Genomic DNA, 13,124 nt, shown 5'->3' with positions numbered 1-13,124 from the left:
CAACCTCCCCACCGTCAACCCCACACCCCCCAGCTGCGAATCAAACCAATCCACCCCCGGCCCACAGCCCGCCGCGCACGCTGCTCACGCGCGGCCTCCGTGTCAGCCACCCCGCTCACGACCCCGCCGGCCGGCCCAGCGGCCACCTCCGGCGTCGCGCGATACAGGTCATCGCCAGCGGCCGGGTCCCCATGCGGCCCGGTCTGGTCATCGCGGCCCTCGTCGCCCCGCGGCGGGTTGGTGTCCGATGTTTGGTGTTGTGGCCGGTCGAGGTCCATTGGGTCGCCACCGTGGATGTCGACCCGGATCCGGCCCATGCCGGTGGCGGGTTCGGATAGCTGTTCGGTGCTGATGTGGACGCGATCGGCCATCAGTTGTGATCGCGTCGGCAGCCCTTCTGTCCCGGCTGCCGCCGCCAGGCCGCTATCGAGACCGGTCTCGATAGCGGTCGTCAGCACGCGGGTGACACCACTGCCGGCGAGTGGGACAGCGTCGGTCCCGGTGACCTGGACGACGGCGACGAGGTCCGGCTCGCCGTCCCGGGCGCTCAGCAGTTTGGGTACATAGCCTTCGGCCATCAGCTCGATACGCCGCACATCACTCGCCGACGGCAACCGCACCAGTCCCAGAAGCGGGGCCTCGAACTCATCCAGCGACCGGTAATAACTCAGCAGACGACGCGGGCCCGGCTCCGCCACCAGCTCCCAGCTACCCCCGCGTTGCACCCCGTCATCCACCGGCACCGCGGTGATCTTCCACGAAAGCGGCAGATCACCAGCCTGGTCAGCCACCAGGCCCCGCAAGACACCCACGATCGCGGTCCTCAGCTCCCATATCAGCAGATTCCCCATCACCCGGAAACGACCGTTCACCTCATCCAGCGACACCTGCACCAGGAACTGCAGACCAACCCCCTCAAACCCGGTATTGAGCTCACGCGACGCCCGGCCCACCAACAGCTCCGCAGCCTCCACCAACGCCCCACGATCCACCGACGACAACACCAGACCACGACCATCACCCGAACCCACCTCCACCCGGCCCCGCGCCACCACCTCCCCACCCACCACCAACCCACCCCCCACCACATCCATCCCCAGCACACCCGGATCCAACAACCACCCCGCCCCCGGATCGACCATCCACCCCGCCCAAGAATCATCATTTATTCCGCCCGCAGAACCCACCCCCGTCGAATCCGGCACCGGCCCCTCCACCGCCAGGTCTTCGAACGCAAGCCACCCCGGCAACTCGTCCTCGTCCAACTCCACAACCCTCGACACCCCCACGCCATCCTTCTGGGACGCCACCGCCGAGCGCGACTCCGACGTCGTCTCGGCCCCCTGGGCCCGCGCCTGTCGTGCGACCGCCGGGTACCTGGCTTCCAACGTCTGGCCGTACTCGAGCACGTCGAACACCACGCCGGCCATCGGTGCATCGAAGTACGGGGTGAAGTGGACATACTTCGCCCAGATCGTTCCCGCCAAGTCGGCCTTCCCCCGCTTGGCAAGTACCCCGTAAATTCCCTCCCACACCAAACGCCGGATCACCCGCACACTGAACACGGAAGACACCGAAGACACCGAAGACAGGTGAGCAGTCCCGGTGGCCGACGCGGCGAATGCCCATTCGGACAGCGAGATGGCGGCTATGCCGATTTCCAGAGCAGGCTTGCCATTCTTGGCGTCTATCCATGAGTCCACGAAACCGTCCAGCATCGGCATGATGCGCTCACGCGCCGCCTCAGCCAGCACAGACATGGCCAAGATCGCGCGCTCGGCAAGCTGCTTATCCTGCCGGTAGTCCGCTAGTGCCCGCTTAGGGGTCTCGTGCACGGAGATGCGGACATCTCCCCCGTGTCTGAACGAACGGCCTCTCGCGATCTCCCGGGTGAAGTGGAGGTTCAAGTCTTCCGGCTCCCGGCCCCGGAGCCGGAGCTCGTCGCCGAACAGTTTCTCGACATGCTGGAACATCCCGTCGAGAACCTCATCGCCCTCCTCAAGGTCGGATTTTATCCACACCCGGATGTCCGGTGTCTGCAGAACAGGCGACTCCGGCGAACCGTCCCCCGCACGTGCCAGGATCAGATCCACCGCACTCTCCACCATCCCCGCCTGGTCCAGTCGCCCAGGTGGCCGCTGCTCGACAAGAGTAGGCTGCGACCGATCCGCGAAATGCCCCTCCCACTCCAAAAACTCCCCATCCCGCAGATTACGAATCCGTTTGTCCACCCATAACGGATACCGAACGGCGGGGACGACGACCGGTTCGATGACATCCAGAAGGATTCCAGCCATACGTTCTGTTACCGTCTCGACGAGACCGACCGATTCCTGGATGAAGTCCTTGACCAAAATGTCGGGGGCGTACACAGCCAACTCGTCCGCGAGCACCTTATAGATCAGAGCGGCAGCGGACTCCGCACGCGCGGCCATGGATGGCTCAGTCGAGCGCACATCAACGATGAGCTTCGGCCCGAGACCTTTCGGTTTCGCCAGGACCTCCCGGACGAAACCGCCGAGCATCAACCTCACCCGCTTCTCCTCCGCGACAGGAAACTCATCCCGCTTCGGTATGAACAATGCTTGCAGGCTGTCCGCCCGGCGGTAACTGTCCAGGGTCCGCGTCGGCGTCTTGTACCACGTAACCTCGGCGACCGCATCGGAGCCGACATCCACGATCCAGGGCCGGGGATCACGAGTGAAAAGCAACGGTATCGACCTACCAGCACGCTCCTTCACCACGGCACGCAGAGCGTTCTCCAGACGCCGCACGTCGGAATCCGTCGTGCCGCGCACCCGGGTATCAGGCAACTCCCGGTCCGCCCTCTCAAGCCGGACAACTTCCTCGACATATTTCTCGGCGAACTCGTCAAACCTCTCCTGATCGTCACTCTTCTGCTCTTCCCGTGAAGACCCAGATGCGACAACCCTCCTGGGAACACCCTGCCACGAGGACTCAACCGCCGGCTGCTGCGGTCGCACCCCCTTGAACTCTTTGACACGAAGCCGCGTACCTGGCAGGAACAACTCTCGATACGTCTGGGTGCCCTCAGGCGTCTGGCTGATTTTGTGCACATCGAACACGACTCCGGCCAGCTGACCAGGCCGATACGGGGTGTATCGGACAGACCCTTCCCATATCTCCTTTTCCTTTGCCGACTCCCCCAACTCCTCGAGTTTCCCGCTGATCCTTTCCCACACCGAACGCTTGAGAATCCGCTCAGAGGACTGGGCAAGAGCAGTGCTCAAGTTGGCCGAGCCGAAGTCCAGAGCCGGCTTGCCCTGCTTACTGTCTATCCATGACTCCACGAAATCGTCCAGCATCGGTGCGATCCGCTCCCACGCGGCCTCCGGCAAAACAGGCCTTCCCTGCACAAAACGTTCGGCGAGCTGATTCTTCTGCCGGTAGTCCACCAGCGCCGCCTCAGGGGTCTCACGCACGGATATGCGGACATCTCCCCCGTGACTGAACGAACTCCTTTCCCCCGTATCGACCTCCCGGGTGAAATGCAGCCCCAAGTCTTCCAGCTCCCAGCCCTGGAGCTTGAGCTCGTCGCCGAACAGTTTCTCGATATGCTTGAACCTCCCATCGAGAACCTCATCGCCCTCCTCAAGGTCGGACTTGATCCACACCCGGATGTCCGGCATCTGCAGAACAGGCGACTCCGGCGAACCGTCCCCCGCACGCGCCAGGATCAAAGCCACCACACTCTCCACCATCCCCGCCTGATCCAACTGCCCCGGCTCCTCCTGTCCAGGCTCCCGCTCGACAAGAGAAGGCTGCGACTGACTCGCGAAATGCCCCTCCCACTTCAGCAACTCCACATCCCGCAGTTCAAGAATCCGATCCCTCAACCGCACCGGAAACATAACAGGCGCGACGACCGGGTCAGTAACATCCAAAAGGAGCCCTGGGGCTCTTGATACCGCCTCGACGAAACCGACCGATTCCTGGATGAAGTCCTCGACCGAGATGCCGGGGGCATACACAGCCAACTCGCCCGCGAGCAACTTATAGATCAAAGTGGCGGCCGACTCCACGCGCGCGGCCAGGTATGTCGCAGTCGAGCGCACATCAACGGTGAGCTTCGGCCTCGATCCCTTCGGTTTCGCCACGGCCTCCCGGACGAAACCGCCCAGCATCAACCTCACCCGCTCCTTCTCCGCGGCAGAAAGATCGTGCGAATTCAGCATGAACAATGGCTGCAGGCTGTCCGCCCGGCGGTAACGGTCCGGGGTCCACGTCGGCGTTTTGTACATCGTAATCTCGGCGAACACCCGAGGGATGTCATGGTCGATCGTCGGTTGAGCATCGCGTGTGAACACCAGCGGGATCGTCACACCACGGTCCCGCACAGCCTCGGTGAGACGATTCTCCAGAAGTTCGAAGAGATCACCATTGGTCAACGAGAAGCCCCAGGGCCGAAGAGTCAACCGGATATCGGGCAACTCACGACCCAGCCCCACACGCCGGACAACCTCATCGGCATACCTCTGGACGAACTCGTCAAACCTGTTTTGATCATCGTCCGACAACCCAGACGTGGCGAGCGACGAAACATTAGCCGCCCACCCGAACGCAACCGCAGGCTGCCGCCGATGCCCCGTGAATCGCACCTTGCGAACCCTGGTACCCGCGGGGAACAACGGCCGGTAGGGCCCGCCGCTGGCGTGTGGGGTGTCGGTGCCGGAGTTCAGTTGGATGCCGGTGTCGGTGGATGTCCGGCTGGGTTGTGTGATGGGTGGTGTGATTTGTGGGAGGTGGGTTTCTGTCGTGTGGTGTGGTGTGATGGTTTTCAGGGTGCCGCCGTCGGGGAATCGCAGTGATCCGTCGGGGAGCATTTCCACCGGTGTGTCCGGGCCACGTACCAGTCGTGGGTGTCCGGCGTCGGTCAGCAGGCCGGCGAATTCCTCGAGCCGGTTGCCGAGGCTGAGGTCGGCCACCCGGCAGCTGAGCAACCACACCTCCGATACCTGTTCCCAATGCTCCCGCCCGGGCAGCCCCGCACTCAACAGGATCCGGGACAGCCCCGCCGTATCAATCCGGACCTCGTCACCCGATGTCAGCCAATACGAGAACCGCCCCCGCCCGTTCCCATGGATCGCCGGCGTATACGCCCTCCGCTGCGGCACCGCCCGCAGCACACCCACCTCACCCGGCCTCGGGAAGAACACCCCCGCCGTCACACCCGACACCGGATCAATCAACGGCTCATACAAAACCTTCGACCAATCGAACCCCGAACCCACCACATCAGCCAACAACACATCAACCAACGGCCCCGCTCCACCCCGCACACCCGCAACGGAACTATCGAACACAACCCCTGGCGGCGCCCTCGCCTCGACCTCCCCATCGAGATCCATCGCATCACCACCGGGATAGCGGACTTCGACCCGGACCCGGCCGACGTCGGTGGTGCCGGGATCGGTGTGAGTGTCGGTGCTGATCTTGACGTAGCCGGTCATCAGTTCTTCGGGTGTGGGTAGTCCGTGGATGCTGTCAGTCTGCGCGATGGCCAGGCCATGCGTGACACCGGTCTTGATCGCGTTCTCCAGCACCCTGACCGCACCGTTACGGAACGCTGAGACAGCATGCTCCCCGGTGACAGAGACGACCGCGACCAGACTGGGCATGCCGGCCGTGGCGTTCAGCAACTTGTCCACAAAACCTTCGGCCATCAACTCGACACGCCGCGCGTCCCTCACCGACGGCAACCCCGCCAACCCCAGCAGCCGCGCCTCAAACTCCACCAACGACCGATAGTGATCCAACGACAACCGCGGCCCCGGCTCCACCACCAACGCCCAGCTACCCCACAACCCCCCCGCATCCTCAACCGGCACCGCACTGATATTCCACGCCACCGGCAGATCACCAGCCCGCTCAACCGGAACATCCTCCACCACGCCCTTGATCGCGTTCAGCAATGTCAGCCTGATCGGATCCGCCATCGCCCGGAAACTGCCATCCACCACACCCGCAGCCGACACCTGCACCACAACCAGCACACCCACACCCTCAAACCCCGCATTCGGCTCACGCGACACCCAACCCACCAACTCCTGCGCAGCCCCCACCAACACCCCACGATCCACCGAAGACAACACCAGGCCACCATCACCGGAACCCGCCTCAACCCGACCCCGCGCCACCACTTCACCACCCACCCTAGGCAACACCGGCCCCTCCACCGCCCTGTCCTCGAAGGCAAGCCATCCCGCCAACGCCTCCTCAGGCAGCTCACGAACCCCCGACGCCTCCTCAGCAGCGCCCGCCAACACATCACTTGGCCCGGATGGCTTCCCCCTCGTCTCGGCCCCCTGGGCCTGCGCCTGTCGTGCGACCGCCGCGTGCTTGGTTTGCAACGTCTGGCCGTGCTCGAGCACGTCGAATACCACGCCGGCCTTCGGTGCATTGTAGTACGGGGTGAAGTGGACAAAGTTGGCCCAGATGTCTTTTACCAATCCGAGCTCCCCCCGCTTGGCAAGTGCCCCGTAAACTCCCTCCCACACCAAACGCCGGACCACCCGCACACTGAACACGGAAGACACCGCATACAGGCGAGTGGTCCTACTAGCCGACGCGGCGAATGCCAATTCAGATACCGTCGTGGCGGCTATGCCGAATTCCAGCTTCGGCTTGCTATTCTTGCTGTTTATCCATGAGTCCACGAAACCGTCCAGCATCGGCATGATGCGCTCCCGCGCCGCCTCAGCCAGCACAGACATGGCCAAGATCGCGCGCTCGGTGAGCTGCGTCTCCTGCCGGTAGTCCGCTAGTGCCCGCTTAGGGGTCTCGTGCACGGAGATGCGGACATCTCCCCCGTGTCTGAACGAACGGCCTCTCGCGATCTCCCGGGTGAAGTGGAGGTTCAAGTCTTCCGGCTCCTGGCCCCGGCCCCGGAGCCGGAGCCGGAGCCGGAGCTCGTCGCCGAACAGTTTCTCGACATGCTGGAACATCCCGTCGAGAACCTCATCGCCCTCGTCGAGGTCGGATTTGATCCACACCCGGATGTCCGGTGTCTGCAGAACAGGCGACTCCGGCGAACCGTCCCCCGCACGTGCCAGGATCAGATCCACCGCACTCTCCACCATCTCCGCCTGGTCCAGCGGCCCAGGTGTCTGCTTCTCAACAAGAGAAGGCTGCGACCGATCCGCGAAATGCCCCTCCCACTCCAAAATCTCCCCATCCTGCAGATCAAGAATCCGTTTGTTCATCCATGACGGATACGGTTCGGCCGGGGCGACGACCGGATCGGTGACATCCAGAAGGATTCCATTCATACTGCCTGTTACGGTATCGACGAAACCGACCGATTGCCGGATGAAGTCCTCGACCGACATGCCGGGGGCGTACACAGCCAACTCGTCCGCGAGCACCTCATAGATCAGAGTGGCGGCGGACTCCGCACGCGCGGTCATGTATCCCACATTCGAGCGAACATCAACGGTGAGCTTCGGCCCGAGACCTTTCGGTTTCGCCAGGACCTCCCGGACGAAACCGCCCAGCATCAACCTCACCCGCTTCTCCTCCGCGACAGGAAACTCATCCCGCTTCGGTATGAACAATGCTTGCAGGCTGTCCGCCCGGCGGTAACTGTCCAGAGTCCGCGGCGGCGTCTTATACCACGTAACCTCAGCGACTGCGTTGGAGTTGTCGGCCGTGTCCCAGGGTTGGGGATCACGGGTGAAAGACAATGGTATCGGCCTGCCGGCACGCCTCTCCACCGCGTCGCTCAGAACTTTCTCCAGACGCAGCGCATCAAAATCCGTCCTGCCGCGCACCCGGGTATCAGGCAACTCCCGGTCCGCCTCCTCAAGCCGGACAACTTCCTTGACGTATTTCTCGACGAACTCGTCAAACCACTCCTGATCTTCACGCGAAGACCCAGGCCCGAGAACACCCCTCCACGAGGTCTCGACCTTCGGCTGCGGTCGCGCATCGTGGAATTTGCCGTGAACCTGCGTACCCGGAGGGAACAACTCTCGATATGTCTGAGTGCCCGCAGGCGGCTGGCCGGGTTTGAGCACCTCGAACACGACTCCGGTCCGCAGACCAGGGCTATACGGAGTGTATCGGACAAACCCTTCCCATATCTCCTGTGCCTTTGCCTGCTCCCCCAACTCCTCGAGTTTCCCGCTGATCCTTTCCCACACCGAACGCTTGAGCATCCGCGCAGAGGACTGGGCAAGAGCAGCGTTCGAGTTGGCCGAGCCGAAGTCCAGAACCGGCTTGCCATTATTACTGGTCAGCCACGACACAACGAAACCGTCCAGCATCGGTGCGATCCGCTCCCACGCGGCCTCCGGCAAAACAGGCCTTCCCGGCAAGAAGCGCTCGGCGAGCTGCTCCTTCTGCTGATAGTCCACCAGCGCCAGCTCAGGGGTCTCACGCACGGAGATGCGGACATCTCCCTGATGGCTGAACGATCTACTTCTCGCCGTATCGACCTCCCGGGTGAAGTGGAGGCCCAAGGCTTCCGGGTTCCGGTTTCTGCGCAGGATCTCGTCATGGAACAGTTTCTCGACATGCTCGAACATCCCATCAAGAACCTCACCGCCCTCCTCAAGATCGGACCTGATCCACACCCGGATATCCCGCATCTGCAGAACACGCGACCCCGGCGAACCATCCCCTGCACGCGCCAGGATCAGATCCACCACATCCCGCACCATCCCCGCCTGATCCAACTGCCCAGGCTCCTCTTGGCCAGGCACCTGCTCGACAAGAGAAGGTTGCGACTGGCTTGCGAAATGCCCATCCCACCCCAGCAACTCCTCATCCCGCAGTTCACGAATTAGGTTCCCCAACCGCGCCGGCAACAGACCAGCCGCGACCACCGGGACAGTAACATCCAAAAAGACCCCATGGGTCCTTGATTCCGTCTCGACGAAACCGACCGATTCATGGATGAAATCCTCAACCGAGGTGCCGGGGGCGTACGCAGCCAATTCGCGCGCGAGCAACTCATAGACCAGAGCGGCAGCAGACTCCGCACGCGCGGCCATGCGTTCCGCTACCGAGCGCACATCAACGGTGAGCTTCGGCCTCGATCCCTTCGGTTTCGCCACGGCCTCCCGGACGAAACCGCCCAGCATCAACCTCACCCGCTCCTTCTCCGCAGCGGAAAAATCGTGCGAATCTGGCATGAACAATGCCTCCAGGCTGTCCGCCCGGCGGTAGCGGTCCAGGGTCCACGTCCGCGTTTTGTATATTGTAATCTCGGCGAACACCCTAGGGATGGCGTCGTCGATCGTCGGTTGAGGATCGCGCGTGAACACCAGCGGGGTCGTCACACCACGCTTCCGCGCAGCATCGGTGAGAAGATTCTCCAGAAGTTCGAAGAGATCATCGTTGGTCAACGAGAGACCCCTGGGCCGAAGAGTCAACCGGATATCGGGCAACTCACGCCCAGCCGCCACAAGCCGGACAACCTCATCGACATACCTCTGGGCGAACCTGTCAAACATCTTTTGATCATCGTCCGACAACCCAGACGTGGCGAGCGACGAAACATTACCCTCCCACCCGAACGCAACCGCAGGCTGCCGCCGATGCCCCGATAAGTTCACAAAGCGAACCCTGGTACCCGCGGGGAACAACGGCCGGAAGGGCCCGCGGCCGGTTTGTTCGTCGGTGTCGTTGTTGAGTTGGATGCCGGTGTCGGTGGATGTCCGGCTGGGTTGTGTGATGGGTGGTGTGATTTGTGGGAGGTGGGTTTCTGTCGTGTGGTGTGGTGTGATGGTTTTCAGGGTGCCGCCGTCGGGGAATCGCAGTGATCCGTCGGGGAGCATTTCCACCGGTGTGTCCGGGCCACGTACCAGTCGTGGGTGTCCGGCGTCGGTCAGCAGGCCGGCGAATTCCTCGAGCCGGTTGCCGAGGCTGAGGTCGGCCACCCGGCAGCTGAGCAACCACACCTCCGATACCTGTTCCCAATGCTCCCGCCCGGGCAGCCCCGCACTCAACAGGATCCGGGACAGCCCCGCCGTATCAATCCGGACCTCGTCACCCGATGTCAGCCAATACGAGAACCGCCCCCGCCCGTTCCCATGGATCGCCGGCGTATACGCCCTCCGCTGCGGCACCGCCCGCAGCACACCCACCTCACCCGGCCTCGGGAAGAACACCCCCGCCGTCACACCCGACACCGGATCAATCAACGGCTCATACAAAACCTTCGACCAATCGAACCCCGAACCCACCACATCAGCCAACAACACATCAACCAACGGCCCCGCTCCACCCCGCACACCCGCAACGGAACTATCGAACACAACCCCTGGTAACTCACCCTCGTGCGGCGGTGCCCGTGCCAGGACCTCGTCGTCGAGGTCCATCGCATCGCCACGGGGATAGCGGACCTCGACCCGGACCCGGCCGACGCCGGTGGTGCCGGGATCGGTGTGAGTGTCGGTGCTGATCTCGACGTAGCCGGCCATCAGCTGGGCCGGTTCCGGCAAACCGGTCCACCCGGCTGTCTGCGCGATGGCCAGGCCATGCGTGATACCGGTCTTAATCGCGTTCTCCAGCACCCTGACCGCACCGTTGCGGAACGCTGAGACCGCATGCTCCCCGGTGACAGAGACGACCGCGACCAGACTGGGCATCCCGGCCGTGGGGTTCAGCCATTTGTCCACAAAACCTTCGGCCATCAACTCGACACGCCGCGCGTCCCTCACCGACGGCAACCCCGCCAACCCCAGCAGCCGGGCCTCGAACTCCACCAGCGACCGATAGTGATCCAACGACTGCCGCGGCCCCGGCTCCACCACCAACGCCCAGCTACCCCACAACCCCCCCGCATCCTCAACCGGCACCGCACTGATATTCCACGCCACCGGCAGATCACCAGCCCGCTCAACCGGAACACGGCTCACCGCACCGTTAATCGCCTTCCACACTTCCAGCCTGATCGGATCCGCCACAGCCCGGAATTTCCCATTCACCACATCAGCAGCCGACACCTGCACCACAACCCGCAAACCCACACCCTCAAACCCCGCATTGGGCTCACCCAACACCCCACGCACCACAACACCCACAGCCCCCACCAACGCCCCAACATCCCCCGAAGACAACACCAGGCGACCATCACTCGAACCCGCCTCAACCCGGCCCCGCGCCACCACCTCCCCACCCACCCCAGACACCACCGACCCACCCCCCACCACATCCATCCCCGCCAGATCCGGATCGAACAAGCCCTCCGCCGCCACAGAACCCGCCCCCGGCGACTCCGACTCCACCGCCACCGGCCCATCCTCGAACAAAAGCCAATCCGCCAACTCCCTATCACTCATCTCATAAACCCCCGACACCCCAGCCACAGGACTTTGCACACCTGTCTCACCCACCGGATCGGTCCACCACGACACCTCCTGAGCGTGCTCCTCCTGCTCGTCTAGTCTGGCCGGCCGAAGTTGGGCCAGGTCGAGATTAAAAACCGGCAGCTCCTCCTCTTCCATCGCAGCACCGGTGACACCCGGTGGCGGCATGTCACCAGGGGTTTCCGGCCCTGCGACGTCGGTGTCCTCCGCGAGCCCGGCGATCTGGAGCAGCGACTGCACAGGCAGCTCGATGACACCGATGAAATTCCTTGAATGCACTTTACGGAATTTCACGTGCCGCAGAATTTCTTCGATCAGGTTTTCCGGCATATTCGGTTGATATGCGGCGGCGGCTTCTTTCATCACATTTTTGATCGACGCCGAGCGGTGAGCGAAGTTTTCGCTATCAGTGAGAGAGATCAGCAAACCAGGCTTTGTGGCACTCGACTTATATCTGGAAATATAGCCTTGAGTCCTCGACCACAAACGCTTCTTAACCACAACAGACATACGTGCACTCTCACGATACAGGAAGGACAAAGCCAGTGGCTCATCTTTCCGATAGTCGTCCTCGGTCAGACCTGTCTCGGGATACACCGTAACCGTAGCGCTCGCTGCATGTTGTTCTCTAGGCTTCCCGTTCATGGCATACGCGGTGATGGGCACCACAAAATTACCCAGGTACTCACGGAGCCGTTCCTGAATATAATTCAGGGCGGATTTACCGCGCTCCGTCAACTCCCCCTTGTCGTCGAAGAGCCAACTGCCGAACACCCTGGCCTGGATGTCCCGATCCTCGCTCCCAGGTGGCTGATTTTCGATCTCGCGCTTAACACGCGTTAGCAGTTCCTTGAGCTTATCCAGATCCTCCTTGAACACGACCGCCGAGTGCGGCTCCAGATCTTTGAAATCCCCTTCCCATGTATCAATCGTCGAGTCCTCCGGCCGGGAATTGCTCCCCAAGCTGGCCATCTGACCTGCTTTGCGAGTGGCAGTGGCGGTTCTGATCGTCCTCTTCTTGCCGGAAGCCTTCCCATCCGACAGTCCCCTATCCACCTCCTCGTCCTCAACCTCGGCCGCCGCGCGCTTGGTTTCCAACGTCTGGCCGGGCTCGAGCACGTCGAACACCACGCCTACCACATTGGAGCCGTAATACGGCGTGAAGTGGACATAGTTGGTCCAGATGGCTTCTGCCGATTCGGATCTCCCCCGCTTCGCAAGTGCGCCGTAAATTCCCTCCCACACCAGACGCCGGACCGCCCGAGTATTGAACACCGAAGCCACCGAAGACAGGTGAACAGGCCTGTCAGACGACATGGCGAATATCGAGTCGGATGGCGAGGTGGCGACTATGCCGTATTCCAGCTTCGGCTTGCCATTCTCGCTGTCTATCCAGGACTCCACGAAACCGTCCAGCATCGGCATAATGCGTTCCCATGCAGCCTCAGCCAACACAGGAATAGTCGAGGTCGCGCGCTCGGTGAGCTGCTTCTCCTGCCGGTAGTCCACCAAGGCTCGCTTGGGGGTATTATGCAGAGAAATCCGAACATCTCCACCTTGACTGAACGAACCACTCTTGACCTCCCGGGTGAAGCGGAGACCCAAGTTTGGATTCCAGAGCCGGATCTGGTCACGGAACAGGTTCTCGACATGCTCGAACATCCCATCGAGAACCTCACTACCCTCCGCAAGGTCAGACGTGATCCGCACCCGGATATCCGGCATCTGCAGAACAGGCGACTCCGGCGAACCATCCCCCGCACGGGCCAGGATCAGATCCACCGCACTCCC

The 13,124-nt window shown here is 62.5% G+C and carries 1 protein-coding gene (only partly in view); it reads right to left on the bottom strand.

Annotated elements, in window-relative coordinates:
- Positions 1-14: 14 nt before the first annotated feature.
- Positions 15-13,124: the end of a hypothetical protein gene (locus MJQ72_RS20070; RefSeq protein ID WP_240600899.1), read on the bottom strand. The gene runs 26,421 nt beyond the window's last position; the window shows 13,110 of its 39,531 coding nt (coding positions 26,422-39,531); its start codon lies off the right edge, out of view; the stop codon is at positions 15-17.

The sequence above is a fragment of the Amycolatopsis sp. EV170708-02-1 genome (assembly GCF_022479115.1).
Lineage (GTDB): Bacteria > Actinomycetota > Actinomycetes > Mycobacteriales > Pseudonocardiaceae > Amycolatopsis.
This window is presented reverse-complemented; position numbering and strand designations above follow the sequence as displayed.